The sequence below is a fragment of the Nocardia inohanensis NBRC 100128 genome (genome assembly GCF_001612945.1).
Classification (GTDB): domain Bacteria; phylum Actinomycetota; class Actinomycetes; order Mycobacteriales; family Mycobacteriaceae; genus Nocardia; species Nocardia inohanensis.
The window spans coordinates 526,718-545,645 of record NZ_BDBK01000017.1 but is presented as its reverse complement, the minus strand read 5'-3'; the positions used below and the strand labels follow the sequence as shown (position 1 = coordinate 545,645).

Annotated in this window: 16 protein-coding genes; 9 read left to right on the top strand and 7 right to left on the bottom strand. The window is 69.0% G+C overall.

Translation table 11 applies throughout. The annotated features are described in order from the left end of the window. Positions 1 to 161: 161 nt before the first annotated feature. Entirely contained in the window at positions 162 to 1,688 is a 1,527-nt protein-coding gene (locus NI1_RS33210) for an FAD-dependent oxidoreductase (protein WP_067829057.1), read from the bottom strand. 167 nt (positions 1,689 to 1,855) lie between these two features. Between NI1_RS33210 and NI1_RS33205 the strand changes: the two genes are divergently transcribed. From NI1_RS33205 to xylB, 6 genes are all read left to right on the top strand, one after another. Next, complete coding sequence (locus NI1_RS33205; protein ID WP_067829054.1) at positions 1,856 to 4,243, top strand: PEP-utilizing enzyme; 2,388 nt, start codon at positions 1,856 to 1,858, stop codon at positions 4,241 to 4,243. 247 nt (positions 4,244 to 4,490) lie between these two features. Beyond that, entirely contained in the window at positions 4,491 to 5,402 is a 912-nt protein-coding gene (locus NI1_RS33200) for a tyrosine-protein phosphatase (RefSeq protein WP_084524124.1), read from the top strand. Between the two features lie 60 nt (positions 5,403 to 5,462). After that, positions 5,463 to 6,407 carry a tyrosine-protein phosphatase gene (locus NI1_RS33195; RefSeq protein ID WP_169815669.1) on the top strand — a complete coding sequence of 315 codons (945 nt, stop codon included), beginning with the start codon at positions 5,463 to 5,465 and terminating at the stop codon, positions 6,405 to 6,407. A gap of 181 nt (positions 6,408 to 6,588) precedes the next feature. Further along, complete coding sequence (locus NI1_RS33190; RefSeq protein WP_067829049.1) at positions 6,589 to 7,596, top strand: glycoside hydrolase family 172 protein; 1,008 nt, start codon at positions 6,589 to 6,591, stop codon at positions 7,594 to 7,596. A 79-nt stretch (positions 7,597 to 7,675) separates the two neighbouring features. After that, the gene (locus NI1_RS33185) at positions 7,676 to 8,686 is read left to right on the top strand and encodes a zinc-dependent alcohol dehydrogenase family protein (protein WP_067829046.1); all 1,011 of its coding nucleotides are present in this window, start codon (positions 7,676 to 7,678) and stop codon (positions 8,684 to 8,686) included. 15 nt (positions 8,687 to 8,701) lie between these two features. Continuing rightward, positions 8,702 to 10,090 carry a xylulokinase gene (gene xylB / locus NI1_RS33180; protein WP_067829043.1) on the top strand — a complete coding sequence of 463 codons (1,389 nt, stop codon included), beginning with the start codon at positions 8,702 to 8,704 and terminating at the stop codon, positions 10,088 to 10,090. On the opposite strand, the gene NI1_RS37580 is transcribed toward xylB, so the two are convergent. Then, a complete protein-coding gene (locus NI1_RS37580) occupies positions 10,081 to 10,251 on the bottom strand; it encodes a ribbon-helix-helix domain-containing protein (RefSeq protein ID WP_169815668.1) in 171 nt (56 codons plus the stop codon). The genes xylB and NI1_RS37580 overlap by 10 nt on opposite strands. A 146-nt stretch (positions 10,252 to 10,397) precedes the next feature. Between NI1_RS37580 and NI1_RS38580 the strand changes: the two genes are divergently transcribed. Further along, complete coding sequence (locus tag NI1_RS38580) at positions 10,398 to 10,559, top strand: hypothetical protein (protein WP_169815667.1); 162 nt, start codon at positions 10,398 to 10,400, stop codon at positions 10,557 to 10,559. 6 nt (positions 10,560 to 10,565) lie between these two features. Here NI1_RS38580 and NI1_RS33175 read toward each other — a convergent pair whose 3' ends face one another. From NI1_RS33175 to NI1_RS33165, 3 genes are read right to left on the bottom strand one after another with little or no spacing between them, the layout of a single operon-like run. Next, positions 10,566 to 12,041: an FGGY-family carbohydrate kinase gene (locus tag NI1_RS33175; protein ID WP_218026854.1), complete on the bottom strand. Its 1,476-nt coding sequence runs from the start codon at positions 12,039 to 12,041 to the stop codon at positions 10,566 to 10,568. A 1-nt stretch (position 12,042) separates the two neighbouring features. Beyond that, positions 12,043 to 13,461 (bottom strand): L-fucose/L-arabinose isomerase family protein, encoded by a 1,419-nt coding sequence (locus NI1_RS33170; RefSeq protein WP_067829037.1) that lies wholly within the window; start codon positions 13,459 to 13,461, stop codon positions 12,043 to 12,045. A gap of 47 nt (positions 13,462 to 13,508) precedes the next feature. Further along, positions 13,509 to 14,360: a glycoside hydrolase family protein gene (locus NI1_RS33165; RefSeq protein ID WP_245663515.1), complete on the bottom strand. Its 852-nt coding sequence runs from the start codon at positions 14,358 to 14,360 to the stop codon at positions 13,509 to 13,511. Positions 14,361 to 14,444: 84 nt separating this feature from the next. Between NI1_RS33165 and NI1_RS33160 the strand changes: the two genes are divergently transcribed. Next, on the top strand, positions 14,445 to 15,542 hold the full coding sequence (locus tag NI1_RS33160) for a winged helix DNA-binding domain-containing protein (protein WP_067829034.1): 1,098 nt from the start codon (positions 14,445 to 14,447) through the stop codon (positions 15,540 to 15,542). Positions 15,543 to 15,600: 58 nt separating this feature from the next. Further along, complete coding sequence (locus tag NI1_RS33155) at positions 15,601 to 15,798, top strand: hypothetical protein (protein WP_218026853.1); 198 nt, start codon at positions 15,601 to 15,603, stop codon at positions 15,796 to 15,798. Here NI1_RS33155 and NI1_RS33150 read toward each other — a convergent pair. Together NI1_RS33150 and NI1_RS38975 are read right to left on the bottom strand one after the other, a co-directional pair. Beyond that, entirely contained in the window at positions 15,795 to 16,580 is a 786-nt protein-coding gene (locus tag NI1_RS33150) for a tyrosine-protein phosphatase (RefSeq protein WP_169815666.1), read from the bottom strand. The two genes, NI1_RS33155 and NI1_RS33150, sit on opposite strands and share 4 nt — an antisense overlap. 4 nt (positions 16,581 to 16,584) lie before the next feature. Next, positions 16,585 to 18,894: a pyruvate, phosphate dikinase gene (locus tag NI1_RS38975; protein ID WP_067829028.1), complete on the bottom strand. Its 2,310-nt coding sequence runs from the start codon at positions 18,892 to 18,894 to the stop codon at positions 16,585 to 16,587. Between the last annotated feature and the right edge of the window lie 34 nt (positions 18,895 to 18,928).

Sequence of the window (18,928 nt, the reverse complement as noted above, 5' to 3'; positions counted from 1 at the left end):
TTTCGTTTCCGCTGTGGCGGAGACCGTCACCGTCCCCCAAAGCGCTCACGGGGCAAATCCCGGCTCCTGGCCATCCCGAACCGTGGGCGTAGTCCAGCCAGGGCCGAAACCGGGAACTGGCTGAGGCAACACGCCGATAATCCCGCAGCCAGTTCCCGATTTCAACTGTTGCGAGCAGCGGCGGTACCGGCGCGGCGGCCGAAGAAGGTGCCATCCCCCAGAGAGGTGCCGGAGATATAGCCGAAGCCGTGCAGCCCACTGGCAGATCGACCTGCGGCGTAGAGGCCGCGGATGGGGTGGCCGTCGAGATCCAGGACATGGCCGTCGATGTCGGTGTGCAAGCCGCCGAGGGTGAAGACGGACGCGCCGGTTCCTCGCCGGTCGCCGGATTCGGAAGGGGGACGGATTCCGGCCTTGACGTCGATTGCGGCGAACGGCGGGGTTAGTTCGCGGAGCCAGCGGGGTGCCTTGTGGTGGTCGAGATCCACACCGGCGGCGGCTGATTCGTTGTAGCGGCGGAGCGTGTCGACCAGGGATCCGGCCGGGAGGCCGGTGAGTTCTTCGAGTTCCGAAGGGGTTTCGGCGACGTGGGTGGGCTGGACGCCCCAGCGCTGAGGTTCGGGGACGTCTTCGAAGCCGGTTTCGTCGACGATCACCCAGACGGCGGTGTCGTCGCCCGCCCAGCTGCCGCCCATATTGTTGCGGTAGAGGGCGGATTGGCCGATGCGGCCGGGGTAGGTGTCCTCGTTGATGAAGCGGCGGCCGAGGCCGTTGACGACCATGCCGCGGGCGGCCAGGCCGGGGATGAGGGACATGCCGATCTGGCCGGCGTTCAGGTGGCGGACGGCCGCGCCGAGGGCCTGGGCCATGCGGATGCCGCTGCCGTCGTCGGTGCCGGCGCTGACCTTGGTGTGGCCGAGCAGTTCCGGGGCGTGGTCGGCGAGCATGGCGTCGTTGTCGACGAAGCCGCCGGTGGTGAGGACGACGCCGCGACGGGCCCGGATGGTGAGTTCCTTGCCGTATCGGCGCGCGACGACGCCTACCACCCGGCGCGCGCCGTCCGCGGAGCCGCCGTCGTCCACGATCAGCGCTGTGACATAGGTGTCGAATAGCGTTGTCGCACCGGCGGATTCGACGGCGCCGGAGAGGCATTCCATCAGCAGCTTGCCGCCGAAGTCGTTGGCGGTGGGGCGGTGACCGCGCGGGGCCGGGTGGGCTAGTTCGGTGAAGGGCCAGCTGTTTTCGCCGAGCCACATGAGGCCGTCATCGGTGGGCGGCACCCAGGTGGGGGCGTCCCACATCGATGGTTTGAAGGGGACGCCGCGGTCCACCAGCCAGTGGAAGTGCTCGACGCTGCCCGCGCAGTACTCGTCGATCTTGGCCGCGTCCGCGCCGGTGCCGAGAGCGGCTTTCAGGAAGGCGGCCATGGCTTCGGGGGTGTCGTCGTAGCCGCAGGCGAGCTGGACGGGGGTGCCGCCGCCCAGGTAGATCTCGCCGCCGGACATGGCGGAAGCGCCGCCCGGGCCGCCCGCGCGGTCGACGATCAGGACCTGAGCCCCGGCGTAGGCGGCCTCGTAGGCGGCGGCCGCCCCGGCCGCGCCGTAGCCGACGACCAGGACATCGGTTTCGACGTCGTAGCTGCTCACCGTGCTCGCCGGGCGAGGGGTCACCGAATTCCGCGCTGTCATGGATACGACGGTGCCTGCCCGGGCGGCCTACCCCTAGCGCCCCATCTTGCTGAGCGACTCGGTGATCCCGTTGACCGGGACTGTGACCGGTGCCGTGCCTGGCCACCACCGATGGTGTGTGAACGGCGTCACTTGTGGTTGGGGGCGCTTCATGAGGAGGAGAGTCAATGCGGATTCTGGTCACCGGAGTCGCCGAGCCCAGCGGCAAGGCCGTGGCGCGCATGCTGCTGGCGGCCGGGCACGAGGTCACGGGGCTGGACCGGCAGCGGGATCGGTATGTCGATCCGCGGGTCGAGCAGTCCGTCGGCGACCCGGCCGACGCCCGGGCGTGCGCGCGGGCGGTCACGGGCGTGGATGCCGTGGTGCACCTGGCGGGCAATGCGGTGGCCGGGATCGCGAAGGCGGCGGCCGACGCGGGCGTGCGGCTGGTGGTTCCCGTTGTGGCGGGCCAGGGTTCGCAGGTCGAGGCGGCCGTCACCGGCAGCGGCGCGGACGCGCTGATCGTGCGCACCGCGTTGGTCGCGGGCCGGCGCATCGACGGTGGCAGCTGGCGCACCATGGAGGCGCTGGTCGCCGGCAAGGACTCCTTCCAGGTCCTGCACTACGACGATCTGGAGCGGTTCCTGGTGCTGGCCGCGCTCTCGCAGCGCAGCGGCATCGTCGAATTGGCCGCTCCCGGTGAGGTTTCCGGCGTCGAGGCGAAGCAGATCCTGCGCGATGCGGGCGTGAAGTACACGGCGTGGCTGCCCAAGTCGGCGGCGAACCGGCCCCGGCTGGATTCCCCGGCGGCCCGCGAGGAGTGGGGTTTCCGCTACGGCTGGACCGCCACCGAGACGGTCGCCGATACCGCGCGCGGCCTGCACGGCCGCAAGGCCGCCGGGACCGGGTTCCGCAGCCGCACCGGCGCGATTCCGCTGCCCGCGCACGTGGTCCCGCAGAACGCCCCGACCTCCGATGGTTACGCGCTGAAATCCGGTGCGCCGGAGGGCCTTCAGGGCGAGTTCGACGATCTCATCGACGACCGCATCCCGGTCTTCACCGCCACCAACACTTCCGAGGCGCTGCCCGGCCCGCTCACCCCGCTGACCATCGATTTGCAGGCGGGCGCGATCCGCCTGGGCAACGAGGCCATGGGCAATATGATCGCCATCGAGGGAATCGCCCTGGAGCACTGGGTTTCTCGCGTCACCGGCGTGCTCGGTCATCACATGTACATCAATGCCTCGATCGGCGTCTTCTCGGCGGAGAACATGCCGGGCTGGGATGAGGAGAGCGTGCGCCGCGACGTGTACGGCGCCATCGGCGATGTGGAGCTGCACCCCAAGGGCCGACCCGCCATGCCGACCGGAATGGCCAAGCGCGCGGGCACTTTCAAGGCGATGGGCCGGGTGGCGCGCACCGCCATGAGCTACGCCAAGACCGCCGAGCTGATCAATGCCGCCTCGCACGCCGAAGCCATCGATCGCGACGGTATCTCGGAGCTGACCGACGAGCAGTTGCACGCCCGCGCCCTGCTGTGGCGCGATCGCCTGAACCAGGCGTGGCAGGCCGCCTCCATCGGCGTCATGATGACCGGCGCCGCCACCGCCGCCCACAAGGGCGAGGTGAAGATCAACCTGGAGCGCCTCGAATCGGCCAAGACCATGCTGGCGGTGGAGCGGCTGGCGGCGTTGTGCCGCAAGGACGCCGGGCTGCAAGAGGTCGCCAAGTCCGGTGATGTGGCCGCCGCGCGCGAGAAGTCCCCGGAGTTCGCCAAGGCCCTGGACGAGGAGCTGGCCAAGGTCGGTCACCGCGGCCCGGGTGAGTGCGAGCTCATCAACGCCACCTTCGGCGACCGCCCGGAGATCCTGGTGACCGCAGCCGGCCGCGCCGCGGAAATGCCCGCCCCGCACCGCGAACCGGTCCCGGACCCGACCTCGCGCACCGCCAAGATGGCCGTCGGCGCGACCGTCTACCGCGAACGCGCCCGCGATGCCGTGGTGCGCGTGACCAACTGCCTGCGCCTGGCCACCCAGGAGCGCGCCGCCCGCCTGATCAAGGCCGGCAAGCTCACCGAGATCGAGGATTCGGCCTTTCTCACCCTGGACGAAATCCTCTGGGCCCCGGCCGATCTGAAGGATCGGGTGGCGCGCCGCCGCGCCGAGCGCACCGCCTTCCAGGCCATCCGCATGCCCGATGTGGTGAACGGCGAATGGGAGCCGGAGGAGATCTCGGGCGCGCTGCCGGTCGGCGGCACCCTCACCGGCCTGGGCGTCAGCCCGGGCGTGGTGGAGGGCACCGTCAAGCGGATCCTGTCCCTGGACGACGATATCGAGCCCGGCGACATCCTGGTCGCCTCGGTCACCGATACCGGCCACACCGCCATGTTCGGCTACGCGGGGGCGGTGGTCACCGATATCGGTGGCGCCGCCTCACATGCCGCCATCGTGGCCCGCGAGTTCGGGGTCCCCTGCGTGGTGGACACCAAGACCGCGAGCACCAGCCTCAGCGACGGACAGCGGGTCCGGGTGGACGGCGCCGCTGGCACCATCACCCTGCTGGCCGACGCCGACTGACCGCGCTCGTCGGCACGGCGTGCCGTGAACCCCTGCCGGCCCGGCATTTTCGCCGGGCGCCGGTGGAACGGGTTACGGCTGAAGGCACGCCGGAACGACGAGAGCAAGAGCAGGCCCACCCATCGGGACGTTCGCCGGGCGTTCGCCCGGCGTACCCCGATCCGCCACCCCCACGGATCAGCCTGCTCGAGCCCGGGCCGAAACCCCTTCTCCCGGGCAATGATCGAAAGGAAACCCCCTCGTGACCATGTCTCGCGCCGTACGCGGCACCGTCGCCGGTATCGCCGCGGCCTTCATCGCCGTACTCCCGGCCACCATCCCCTCCGCGGTGGCGGCCCCGAACGTGCCGGTGTTGCAGTCGCCCAAGGGCACTTCGCTGTCGCTGGCTTCCGCGCCGAACGCGCGTGATCTCGGCGGCTACCCGACCCAGGGTGGCGGGGGGAAGATCAAGGCGGGCACCGTGTACCGCTCCGACGCGCTGAGCAAGCTGTCGGACGCCGAACAGCAGCAGCTGGTTTCGACGGGCATCGTGAAGATCATCGACTTCCGTTCGCCGACCGAGCGCGGCGCGAACCCGGACAAGGTCCCGGCTTCGATTCCGGTGCAGTCGCTTCCGGTGTACGACCCGGCCAACGACTTCTACGTGTTCTTCGGCAAGGCCGTGCAGGGCGGCCCGGAGTACCAGCAGCAGGTGCTGGGCGACGGCAAGGGCGCGCAGTACATGAGCGACTACTACCGCTGGATGGTCACCGACGCCACCTCGCGCGGCCAGTTCGCTACCGCGCTGAAGGAGATCGCCAATTCCAGCGGTCCGGTCATGTACCACTGCACCGCGGGCAAGGACCGCACCGGCTGGATGACCGCGATCCTGATGAGCGCCCTGGATGTGCCGAAGGGCCAGATCTACAACGACTACCTGGAGTCGAACCAGAATCTGGCCGCCGGTAACCAGGCCATCCTGGACGGTCTGGTCGCGTCGGGCAAGGTGACCGACCGCTCGCTGTTCGAGCCGGTGCTGGGCGTCGACCGCGCCTTCCTGGACGCCTCCTTCGATCAGGTGCAGCAGTCCTACGGCTCGATGGACAACTTCCTGTCCCAGGGCCTCGGCATCGATGCCGCCACGATCTCCGCGCTGAAGTCCAAGCTCGTCGGCAAGTAGCGCGTCTCGACCCGGGCCGGGCACCCACTGCCCGGCCCGTTTTGGAAAGGAATATCGCTAGTGACGTATTCGCGCGCTGTACGCGGCACCCTCACCGGTGTGGCCGCCGTACTCCTGGCCGCCGGTCCGATCGCGGTCACGCCCGCGTTCGCGGCCCCGGCCCTCCCGGGCATCGCGCACCAGGCTCCGGCCAATGGTGTGCTGGCCTTGCAGGCCGCCCCGAACGCCCGTGACATCGGCGGGGTTTCGGCCACCGCGGGCAAGATCAAGTCGGGGCTGGTGTACCGCACCGACGCCCTGAACCGGCTCACCGACGCCGATCAGCAGGCGCTGGTCTCCGCGGGCATCACCAACATCATCGACTTCCGTTCGCCCACCGAGCGGGCGGCCAACCCGGACAAGATCCCGGGCTCGATCCCGGTGCAGACACTGCCGATCTACGATCCGGCCAACGACTTCTACACGTTCTTCGCCAAGGCCGTGCAGGGTGGCCCGGAGTACCAGAAGCAGGTGCTCGGGGACGGCAAGGCCGCGCAGTACATGGTCGACTACTACAAGTGGATGATCACCGACGGCACCGCGCGGGCACAGCTTTCGCAGGCGCTGAAGACCATTGCCGACGCCAATGGCCCGGTGCTGTACCACTGCACCCAGGGCAAGGACCGCACCGGCGTGATGACCGCGATCCTGATGAGCATCCTGGGCACCTCGAACAGCGATATCTACGCCAACTACCTGCTCTCCAACGAGAAGCTGGCCGCCAGTAACAAGGCCACCCTCGATGCGCTGGTGGCGCAGGGCCTGGTGCAGGACCGGACCCTGTTCGAACCGGTGCTGGGCGTGCAGAAGGAATTCCTGGACGCGGCGCTGAACCAGATCAACGCCTCCTACGGCTCGATGACCACCTTCGTGGCGCAGGGCCTGGGGCTGAACGGCGATGTGACGGGCAAGCTCACCAACCGGCTGGTCGAGAAGTCCGGCCCGTCCACCGGATCCTTCGGATAGTCAGCTCCTTCTTGTCATCCCGGCGTGCTTTTGGCCGGGATCCAAAGACGTGGATTCCGGCCGAAAGCATGCCGGAATGACAGGGTAGGCCGGATGCCGGCGTCGCGTGTGGGGCGGCGTCGGCATTGTCGTGTCCGGGCATGTCCGCAGACATATAGCCGATGCGCATGCGAAAATTCGCATGGTGCAGGAGATCTGGCAGCTCGATGGGCGGCGTACCCGTTCGCTCAGCGCGGAGAATCCGACCGGCGAGCCCGGCGCGGGTGGCCGCGCCATCGCCGGGACCGGGGCGTTCGCGGCGGCGGGATTGGGCCGGGGCTGGAAGGTTTCGCCGTCGATCGACCTGGCCCCGGGTGAAACCGCCACGCTCGCCGATATTTCCGGCCCGGGCGTGATCCGGCACCTGTGGCTCACCACCGATCGCACGCTGCTGCGGCACTTCACCTTGCAGATGTATTGGGACGGCGTCCCCGAGCCCGCGGTCGCGGTGCCGCTGGGCGACTTCTTCTGCAATGGCTGGGAACAGCTGGCGCTGGTGAATTCGCAGATGATCGTGGTGGCGCCGGCGGGCGGGCTGAACAGCTACTGGCCCATGCCCTTCCGGTCGCAAGCCTTGATCACGCTACACAATGGCTCCGACCGGTCGGTACCGGTTTACTACCAGATCACCTATCTGGAAGAGGACGTACCGGACACTTCCGGCTATCTGCACGCACTTTGGCGATGCAGCGACCCGCTCGGCAATCCCGCCGTGCACCCGATCCTCGAAGTCGCCGGCGGTCCGGGTCGTTATGCCGGAACGTATCTCGCCATCGAACCGCGCGTTCCCGGCTGGTGGGGCGAGGGCGAGCTCAAGTTCTATCTGGACGAGGACACCGAATTCCCGACCATCTGCGGGACCGGCACCGAGGACTATTTCGGCGGCGCCTGGAATTTCGATCTCAACGGCACGCAAGTGCCCTACTCCACCCCATATCTGGGCCTGGTACAGGTGCAACCGCGCGATCGCATCTACGAGCCGCAGCAGCGATTCGGCATGTACCGCTGGCACATTCCCGACCCGATCTGTTTCGAGACCGGGCTGCGCGCGACCGTGCAGGCGCTGGGCTGGCGCGAGGACGGACACTACCTGCCGCTCGATCACGCGCATGTGGCGACGACCGCCTTCTGGTATCGATCGCTCCCCTGATCCCCTATTTCCCCGGCCATTCGATTGCTATTGGGTAAATCGCGCCAGTTACCGGGGAGTCGGGTGCATCGTTATTGCTATGCGCGCGTTGATCGTCGAGAAGCCGGGACAGTTCTCGGTCGAAACTGTGCCGGATCCCGAGCCGGGAGCCGGCGAAGCGGTGATACGCGTGGACGCGGTCGGGATTTGCGGAACGGATATCCATATCGTCGAAGGCGAATTCCCGCCCACGCCCTATCCCATCGTGCCCGGGCACGAATTCGCCGGGGAGGTAGTGGCTCTCGGCCCGGAAACCGCCGGCGTCCGCGTGGGCGACCGGGTAGCGGTGGATCCCTCACTGTTCTGCGGGCGCTGTCATTACTGCGCGATCGGGCGCGGCAATCTCTGCGAGAACTGGGGCGCCATCGGCGATACCGTGGACGGCGCCATGGCGGAATACGTGAAAGTGCCCGCCGCCAACTGTTATCGGCTGCCCGGACACGTATCGGCCGCGCACGGCGCATTGGTGGAACCGCTCTCGTGCGCGGTGCACGGATTCGACCGGCTGCCCAGGCAACTGGGCACGCATTATCTGGTCTACGGGGCGGGCACCATGGGCCTGCTCATGACGCAATTGGCCATCGCGGCCGGGGCGGCCTCGGTATCGGTGGTGGACACCAATCCGGACCGGCTCGCGGTGGCGCGCACGCTCGGCGCGGACGCGGCCACCGTCGGCGCCGACGATCTGGACCGGCCCGAGGGCTGGGAGATCGTCATCGAATGCAGCGGCGCGGTGGCCGCCATGGAGGACGGGCTGACCCGGGTTCGGCGGGGCGGCACCTATCAGCAATTCGGCGTCGCCGCGGCGACGGCGCGGGCGGCGGTCTCGCCGTTCCGCATCTACAACGACGAGATCACCATCGTGGGTTCGATGGCGGTCCTGCACAGTTTCGGCCGGGCCGTGGATCTCATGGGCGAAGGCGTCATCGACGCGGAAACCATGATCACCCACGACTTCTCGCTCGACGAATTCGACGAGGCGCTGCGTACCTTCCGCGCGGGCACCGGCCGCAAAATCCAGCTGCACCCCGGGCGGCGGGCGGCGCGATAAGACGGGTAGGGGCCAATGACGGTCGTTGCCGGAGTGGATTCGTCCACGCAGTCCTGCAAATTGGTGGTGTGCGACGCCGATACCGGAACGGTGTTGCGGCACCGGCAGATTCCGCACCCGGACGGGACCGAGGTGCCGCCGTACCTGTGGTGGGACGCGTTGCGCGCGGCCTGCGACCGGATGATGCGGGATGTGGAGGCCATCGCGGTGGCCGGGCAGCAGCACGGCCTGATCGTGCTCGACGCGGCGGGGAATCCGGTGCGGGATGCGCTGCTGTGGAACGACACCCGTTCGGCGGAGGCCGCCACGCAATTGGTGAACGAGCTCGGCGGGCCGCAAGCCTGGGCCGATGCCGTGGGTTCGGTGCCGCTGGCCGCACATACGGTGGCCAAGCTGCGCTGGTTCGCCGACAACGAACCCGAACTCGCCGATCGGACGCGGCGGGTGCTGCTGCCGCACGACTATCTGACCTGGCAATTGCGCGGCGGGGATCCGGAGACCGAGCCGACCACCGATCGCGGCGACGCCTCCGGGACCGGGTACTGGTCGCCCGCGGGCGGGCACTATCGAACCGATCTGCTGTCCATGGCTTTTCGCGGTCGCACGCCCGGCCTGCCCCGGGTGCTGGCCCCCGCCGAAGTAGCCGGCCACACGCCCGGCGGCCGGTTGGTGGCGGCGGGCACCGGCGACAATGCCGCCGCCGCACTGGGTTTGGGCATCGACGACGGTGATGTGGTGGTGTCGCTGGGCACCAGCGGGACGGTGTTCACCCGCGCCGCGCAGCCCAGCGCCGATCCCTCCGGCGCGGTGAACGGTTTCGCCGACGCCACCGGGGCTTATCTGCCGCTGGTCTGCACGCTCAATGCCGCCCGCGTACTCGATGCCACCGCCGTGCTGCTCGGCACCGACGTCTCCGGACTGGAAGTGCTTGCGGCGCAATCACCGGCGGGCGCGGACGGGCTCATCCTGCTGCCGTATCTCACCGGTGAGCGCACGCCGAATCTGCCGTACGCCACCGGCAGCCTGCACGGGCTGCGGCCGCATACCATGCGCCCGCATCACCTGGCGCGGGCCGCCATCGAGGGCATGCTCTGCAATATCGCCGATGCCTTCGACCGGCTGCCCACGGTGCCGCGCCGCATTCTGCTGATCGGCGGGGCTTCCCGATCCCGGCTGATCGCGCATGCCGCGGCCACCATCTTCGGGCGCACCGTGGCGGTGCCGAACCAGGGTGAATACGTGGCCCTGGGCGCGGCCCGTCAAGCCGCGTGGGCGCTGCGGGGAGGTCCGCGCCCGCCGCGCTGGATCGCCCCGCCCTGCGTCGAATTCCATTCCGCGGCGGCCGGTCTCGGGGCGGCGATCCGGCAGCGTTACGCGGAGGTTCGCGATACCTACTACCCGTAGACGACCGGATCGTCGGTCAGGAAATCGTCCCAGGTGCGTTCCCGCTCCATATAGGTCCGGATCGCGTCGCGGACGATCTCCTGTTTGGATCGCCCTTCCATCACCGCCTGCGCGCTCAGCGCAGCCTCGTCACTCTCGCTGAGCCGCAAAGTCCATGCCACCGGCAAGTTCTACCATCCCGGCGGCGGTGTGTCCCGGCGATGAACGCCGACCGGCCAATCTTTGAAACAAATTCACTTCAGATCATCCCGGGGGTCGGTAGCCGGGCACAGCAGCCGATCGGCACCGCGCTCACTATCGTGGAGCCGTGGGCATCATGGGCGAACTCTTCGGCAAGAAGATCGAAAAGGACGATGGTTCGGACAGCACCGGGGAGCCGGTGCGGCCCCGCCTGGATCTGGACCTGGACGCCGGGGTCATCCGGGTAACGGGCAAGCCACCGGCCGACCCCGCCCGCGACGACGACTGACCCCCGTTACCGAGCGGCGCGATGCTGCTCGGCCGCCAGGAAATGGGCGGTGGCGCGGGTGGATTCGTAGAGGGCGCGGTAGTGCCGGTAGTAGGGCTCGTAGCGGGCGGTGTGTGCGGGGTCGGGTGCGATGGTGTCGATCACCGGATTCCAGGCCGCGGTGTCGATGCCGACCGCTTCGGCGGCCAGGCGCGCGTCACCCAGCGCCGCGCCCACGGTATCGGCCGGCAGCTGCTGCGGCAGGCCGGTGATGTCGGAGACGATGCGGGTCCACAGTCCGCCTTTGGTGCCGCCGCCGACCGCGACCAGCCGCCGCGCTCCCCCACCGGCCGCCGTCATGGCCTCGAGATTGTGCCGCACACCGTGGCCGATGCCTTCCAGCACGGCGCGATACAGGTCGGCGCGGGTGTGCAGCAGCGTGAGCCCGGCGAGCACGCCCCGCGCGTCCGGATCGAAGAGTGGGGTGCGTTCACCGGCGAAGTACGGCAGTGCGAGCAGACCGCGGCTGCCCGGCGGGACCAGCGCGGCCTCCTCGGTCAATTCGGTGTAGTCGCTGCCGGTGAGGTTGCGCAGCCAGTCGGTGACCGCGCCGGAGGTCGCCATGCCGGCGGCGGAAGTGTAAGCGCCGGGCCAGGTTCCGCAGGTGCTCCAGAGGCCGGGATGCGGGCGCGGGGCGGTGAGCACCTGGGTGAGGAACAGGGTGGTGCCGTACATGATCATGACGTCGCCGGGCTCGCGCACCCCGACCCCCGCCGCCTCGGCCCAGGCGTCGACGGTTCCGGTCGTCACCGGTAGTCCGGCCGGAAGCCCGGTCACCGCGGCGGCTTCCGGTGTCACCCGGCCGACTATCTCGGTGGGCCAGGCCAATTCGGGTAGTCGCAGCCCGGGAGCGACCGATTCGGCCCAATCGCGGGCCCAGTCCCGGGCCATCAGGTCGTACATGGGTACGCACATACTCGCGGACGTGTGGTCCAGCACGTAGCGCCCGCAGAGCCGATGGACCAGGAACGAACTGGCCATCAACAGCATTCGGGTGTCCTTCCACACCGCCGGCTCGTGCCGCATGAGCCAGCGCAGTTTCGGGCCGACCGCCTGGCTGGTGAGTGGTGACCCGGCGCGCTCCAGCACCGTATCCGGCCCCAATTCCGCTTCCAGCTCGGCGATCTCGACTCCGGCGCGGGTATCGACCCCGTACAGGATGGCCGGGCGCAGCGGCCGGCCGGCGGCATCGGCGGGCAGCAGGCACGGTCCGATGCCGCTCACCGCCAGGGCGTCGATCGGATCACCGTCGGCCGCCGTCACCAATTCCCGCGCGATGGCCAGGAAATCCGCCCACCACACCGTCTCGGCATCATGCTCCACCCAGCCCGGCCGCGGCGTCGAAACCCGGTGCGGGCGTTCGGCTCTCATGGCCACCACCCCGCCGTGATCGACCAGCACGCCCTTGGAGCCGGAGGTCCCGATATCGATGCCCAGCAGCATGTCAGCTCGCCCTGGTGAATTCGTCGAGGGTGACATCGAGCAGCGCACAGGCCGCGCGTACCGCCGCCCGATGATCGCCCGGGACGGCGTGAATGTGGTTGGCCCCGAACCGGGACAGGAAATCGCCCGCGTCGGCATCGAGTCTGGCGAAGGCGTGCGGCCATTCCCGGGTGGACTGCCGCATGAGCTGTTCGTTGGTGCGATCGTCGTAGGTCTCGAATTCGCCCAGCATCAACTGCATTCGGTAGTCGCCGTTCTTACGGGTGAGCCGCGCCAGGGTCATGGTGCCGGGCGCGGCCAGATGATGCACCGACGCACCGCCCGCCGGGAAGAAGAACACCTCGGGATACAGATGCACCCCGGCCAGGTTCTCCTCCGGGTCGTCACTGCGCGCGGCGTACCAGGTGGCGTGCTGACCGGAGTTGCACAGATCCCAGATATCGCGGTCGGCGTGGTAATGCCGCACATCCGCGAAAAGCACCGGGGTACCGGCGATCTGCTTGAGCAGCTGCATGGTGAGCGCGCCGTCCATATCGGCCTCGGTGGCGCAGACATGGGTTTGCTTGGGGCCGTTCCAGTCGTACGGATCGTTGAGGAATGCCTCGGTGATGTCCATGGTGGCGAAGTACTGGGTCAGCTCCGGCTGGCCCTTGATGCCGCTGAAGTCCAGGTTCCATTCGGCGATCAGGTCGCGCATGGCCAGGTACGAGCGGATCTGGCGTTCCAGGAGTTCGGGGGTGAGCTTGCCGCCGTCGTAGTGCACCCCGGCGGCATTGCGCTCCAGCCACTCTCGCGCGCCCTTGGCCTCACCGGCGTCGGCGAGTTCGGCGCGGCGGACGATCTCCCACTGGTCGATCTCCTCGACGTCGACGCCGAACAGCCGCTGCCATTGATCGGTGGCGGCGACCGCGGTGTTCATGCCCATGGGCCGGCCGCCGATCCGCCCGAAGGTGCTGCCGCGCAGGCTCGTCACGGCCGCGGCGGCGCGGGCTTTCGCCCCGATCTCGGCGATCAGCGCCGGATCCTCCGGGTCGCCCCAGAGCCGGGCGTGGTCGCGGCCGATCTGGTCGAGCGCGCCCCCGGCGGCCAGCATGCCGACCATGCCGGGCTGCACCGGATCGATATTCGACAGCAGCAGCAGCGGACTGGTCAATGCGCCGGCGGCCAGCATAGTGAAATGCGGGAAGGCCCAGACCGCGTAGTGCAGTACGGTCAGGTCCACTCCGGAGGCTTGTACGCGTCTGGCGACGGTCACCGCGTGACGATTGGAACCGACCGGTTCCCTTCCTCGAATGACGGTGTGCCCCGCCGCAGTCAACGCCGCGACGAGACGATCCTCCGCCGCCCGAATGAATCCGACGATGCCCCCGTGCACATAGTCGCGACCGTCGGAAACGCTGATGACGCCGATACGGGCCATTGCCTGCCTCCCCGCACTGGGTGGACTTTCGCCTCCAGAATCCCAGCTCAGAGATTGCGCCGGGAGGGAATCGCGAAGATCGGAGCCAGCGAGACCCCGCCCCGATCCCAGCCCGCGCTGGTCACCCACAGCCGCCCGTCGGATTCGATCACCTCGGCGGCGTGCGCGTGGATGCGGCCGACCAGGTCCTCGGGATGGAATCGAAACGGGTTGTCGCTGCGGAAGATCTCGGTGCTGTCGTAGTCCGGGCGCGGGCCGATGAACAGATACCAGTGCCCGTCGTGGCGCAGCACGAACGGGGATTCGGTATTGCCCGCCTCGGTGCCGGTGGTGGGATCGGTGTAGGCGACGCCGCGTTCGCTCCAATGCACCAGATCGGTGCTGGTGCGGTAGGCGACCACGTGATTGCCCCCGGCCGCCTTGCGGGTGGCGCAGTAGTACATGACCCAGCGGTTGCCCAGCCGCAGCACCATCGGATCGCGGGCGTCGTAGCCGTCCCGGAAGAGCGGGCCGCCCGGCTGCCGCTGCCACTCGAAGAGATCGTGCGAGGTGGCGAGGTACATCCCGGTGGCGGTGCGGTCGGCTCCCCCGCCGTCGTAGAACATGAAGTACCGCGCACCGTGCCGCACCACGAACGGGGCCCACAGATGCGTCTCGTCGCGCTCGGCGGTCAGCACGGCCGGATGCTTGGTCCACGGGCCGTGCAGCCGTTCCGCGCTGGCATGCGCGAACTCCCGCTCGTCGAAGGGATCGGCGGGCTCGGGATGGGTGATGCCGAACAGATGCCACCGCTCGTCCGGTCCGCGAATCACGGTGTGGTCGTTGATATACCACCGCCGGCCCGCTTCGGTGGGATCATAGATTCGCCTGAACTCCCCGGCCCGCAACGGATGCTGCACGGTGACCTCCGTCTCCTCACGATCTCCGACAATCCTCCCACCACTAGGACGGATTCAGACCTACTTCGATCGCACACTGTGGTCATGACGGAAATCTCGCTGCGCGCCCTGAACCGCACCCTGTTGCTGCGCCAGCATCTGCTGGAGCGGACCGATATGCCCGCGGCGGACCTGATCCGGCATCTGGTCGCGGTCCAGGGGCAGGAACCGAACTGGCCGTACGTCGGATTGTGGACGCGGCTCGCTGCCTTCCGGCACGAGGATCTCGCGGCCTTGCTCGCCGCTCGAACCGTGGTGCGCGCCACCATGATCCGGCGCACCGTGCATCTGGCCGCCGCCGAAGACTTCCGCTGGATGTACCCCACGGTGCGGCCCGTCCCCGGCTCGGCGCTGCAAGCCGCCTACTACCGCGAGGCGGTCGACGGCGTGAACCCGGACGAATTGGCCACCGCCGGAACCGAACTCCTCACCGGCCGCACCCTCCAGCGCGCCGAACTCGGCAAGCGACTGGCCGAAACCTTCCCCACCGATCACCCGAGTCGCCTGGCCTACGCATTGGGTGTCATGCTGCCGCTGATCCACGACGCGGCCGCCGGGACCTGGGGCGGCTGGCGCAACCGCCGGGTCGCCGTATCCCTCGCCGAGGACTGGATCGGCGCACCGGTCCTGGAAACCCCGCAACCGGAAACCCTGATCCTCCGCTACCTGGCCGCTTACGGCCCGGCCACGGTCGCCGATGTCCAGAACTGGTCCGGCACAACCCGTCTCGCCGAGGTCATGCAACGCCTGCGACTGCGGCTCAGGGTGCTGCGTGACCAGTCCGGCCGCGAACTCTTCGACCTCCCCGACGCCCCGCTGGCCGACCCCGACCTCCCCGCCCCGGTCCGCTTCCTCCCCGCTTTCGACAATTCCGCCCTCGGCCACCAGGACCGCCGCCGCATCATCAGCGATGCGGACCGAGCCCGGATCACCAAGATCGCTTCGGCGGGGGTGCCCATGTACCTGGTCGACGGATTCGTCCACGGCCGTTGGGATCTCGACGGTTCGACCATGCACATCACCCCGTGGCACCCGCTGTCCCCGGCCGACGAACTCGCGGTCGTGAGCGAGGCCGAGCGGCTATTGCCGATGATCGTCACCGGTGAGGACGGCAAAGTGGTCATCGGACCGGTCGTGGAATAGCGGCGAGCACAACAATATTGCGATGCGGCGCACCCGCCGCCGTCGGTACGCTCGCGTCGTGACCGCCTCGGATTCCGCGCCCTGCCCCGAATGCGGCTCGGCCGCATACGAAATCCAGTACGGATTCCCGACGCCGGAAATGATCGAGCTGGAGGAGCTGGGCGAAGTCGCGCTCGGCGGCTGCTGCATCGACGGTGATTCGCCACGCTGGCAATGCCGCGCCTGCGGCACCCGCTACGGCAAGACGCTCGCCTAGGCCACCAGCGCGGAACGCAGCTGCTCCAGCTCCGCTGCGGTAAGGCCCTGCGCCAGTAACCATTCGGCGGCTCCGCCGTGTTCCGCGTGCAGGTTCTCCAGGAAGCGGAGCATGGTTTCGGCGGTGACGGCGAGGATGCCGGTGTTGGCCTGCGGGAGGCCCTCGTAGGAGGGCAGGGCGTCCAGGCGGTCGCGAACGCGCTGCATGCGCAGGTTGGTGAGGGCGTAGTCGTCGGCGATGTCCTGCGCGGGCACGCCCACCGCGTCGAGGAGCACCGCGGCGAGGACGCCGGTGCGGTCCTTGCCTGCTGCGCAATGGAACAGGACCGACTGCCGGGCCGGGTCGATGATCAGGCGGACCGACTCGACGATGTGGTCGGTGCTGCCCGCCAGCAGTTGACCGTACAGCTCGGTGAGGTCGACGCGGGTCTTGTCCGGAACCAGATCCCTTGCCGCGAGCGAGGATTGCGGCGACTTGCGGATCGGCAAGTTCGCGATGTTCAGGTCGGCGTCGGCGATCAGGCCGTAGCCTTCCCGCTCCACCTCGTCGGGCAGACGCAGGTCGATGACGGTGCGCAGGCCGAGGTGTCCGGTGAGGTGGGCCAGATCTTCCGGGGTCGCCTGCTGCAAGGTGCTGGAACGGAACACCACGCCGAAGCGAGTGGTGCCGCCGTCCTGGACGGGGAGCCCGCCCAGATCGCGCACATTGTCGATCTGGGCGAACTCGATCCAGCGCTCGCCCGCAGCGGTGGGGTCGTGCGTTGCGCGGGGAGCGGTGGTCACGGGATCAGTGGGCACGGCCGGCCGCCGCTTCTTCGGCGCGGGTCAGGCCGCACAGGCCGATCAGGTCTTCGTGCAGCTCGAACCAGACGGTGTGATAGCTGTCCATGATGGGACGGGCCACCCAGGTGTGATCGCCCTCGGCGATCTTCTCCACCGCGCGATCGAGGCGGGCGAGATAGCCGGACAGGCGGGGTGCGATACCTCCGATGCGGGCGATCAGCGGCCGCAGGTTGCGGTGCGTATCGTGCAGGCGCGCAAGCACTCCCGCGTCATATTCGGCATCCGCGTGATCGTTGACCGTGGCCGGGTCCTTCATCTGCCAATCGGTGATGATCACCTTGAGATCGGCGTTGTACACGCAGAACTCGTCGTAGGCGGCGGTGACGGCGGCATGGTCGATGCTGCCGCGCTCCTCGATCAGCAGCTGCTCCAGACGCGGACGGCCCTCCGGGGTGAGCCGGAAGCCCGCCGGGGTAGCGGCGGCGAACCCGGCGCTGACGAGATCCGCACAGCACGAGTCGATTTCGTCGACCTCCGCGAACAGGCTGGCAGCCAGGTTGTCCGACTTCACCCGGCCCTTGATGCCGACCAGCCGGAGCACGGCCAGCTCGGTGACGGGGGCGGGAGCGGGGGCGGCCACGTCCGTCGTAGCGGCGTCGACGTACGAGGAACCAGCCTGCGCGGTAGCACCATCGGCGGCACCGCCCGCACCACCTGCCTGCGCGGCGCTGCTGCCGGCAACAGCGACGCCCACAGCACCGGCCGATGCGGCACCGTCGGCAGCGACTTCGACAGCGTCGATCTCGCCGGCGTCAGCCGAGCGGGTTTCAAGGGTGTCGGCGAGCTGGTCGCTCTCGACACCCGCCCAGTCGGCGAGGCGGCGGACATCGTCGAGCACGGACTGTTCGACCGGGTTGGCGGTGATCTCGCCCAGCAGCACCAGGCCCGCGCCGCCGTCGACGGTGACGGTCTTGCCGGTGAGGGCGTCGACCACGCCCGGACCGCAGCCGACCACGCAGGGGCGGCCCAGTTCACGGCTGACGAGCGCAGCATGCGAAGTGGCGCCGCCCAATTCGGTGACGATGGCGCGGGCCGCGATCATGCCGTGCAGGTCGTCGGGGCTGGTGGTGGGTCGCACCAGGATGACGTCCTCGCCCGCTTCGGCGCGGGCCTCGGCCTCATTGGGATCGATGACCACGACGCCGGAAGCCAGTCCGGGGCAAGCGGATTCGCCGCGGGCGAGCGGCTCGAGGCCGGTGGTGTCACCGGAGGCGGGACGCAGCACTTCGCGCACCTGCTCGGGGGTGAGGCGGCGCAGCGCTTCGGCGGCGGTGATCAGCCCTTCCTCCACCATGGCCACGGCGGTGCGGACCGCGGCCCGCGCCGAACGCTTGGCCGGGCGCGACTGCAACAGCCACAGCGTTCCGGATTCCACGGTGAATTCGATGTCCTGGAGATCCCGCCCGTCCCGCTCCAGCAGCTGTGCGGCGGCGATCAGGGGCGCGTGCACGGCGGGCTGGGTGGCGGCCAGCTCATCGAGCGGGCGCGGGGTGAGGCGGCCGGAGACCACGTCCTCGCCCTGCCCGCCGACCAGCCATTCACCGTAGACGGGGCCGTGGCCGGTATTCGGGTTGCGGCTGAAAAGCACACCGGTGCCGGACAATTCGTCCAGGTTGCCGAAGACCATGGCCTGCACCGTCACCGCGGTGCCGAGGGTGTCGGGCACCCCGCGATGCGCGCGATAGGTCTTGGCGCGGGCCGAATCCCAGGACCGGAACACCGCTTCGACCGCCCCGCGCAGCTGATCCCACGGATCGGCGGGCACCACGCCGGCGGCGTCACCGAGCACGGTCTCCCGATACTGGTGCACGAATCGATCCCGAGTGTCGTTGGCATACACCGGATTACGAGTCTCGTCGGCCAGCGCCCGCTGCACCTCGTCGGTCATCCCGAGGTTCAGCACGGTATCCATCATGCCGGGCATGCTGATCGCCGCACCCGAACGCACCGACACCAGCAACGGCCGCTCCGCCGACCCGAACTTCCGCCCGGTCCCGCGCTCGATCATCGCGATCCCGGCGCGCACCTGCTCCCAGATCTCAGTCGCGATCTCCCCGCGCACCGTGTAATCGGCCCACGCGTCGGTGGTGATCACGAACCCGGGCGGCACCGGCAACCCCAGCGCCCGCATGTGATTGATGCTCCACGCCTTGCCGCCGATCTTCTCGCGCGACAGCTGGCACGCACCGTCGAGTTCGACGACGGTGACGGCGTCGGCCGCCGGTCGCTGCGCTAGCTCCGCTCCCGCGCTCATGTCACTCCTCCGAGGTCTTGGATTCATCGATCGC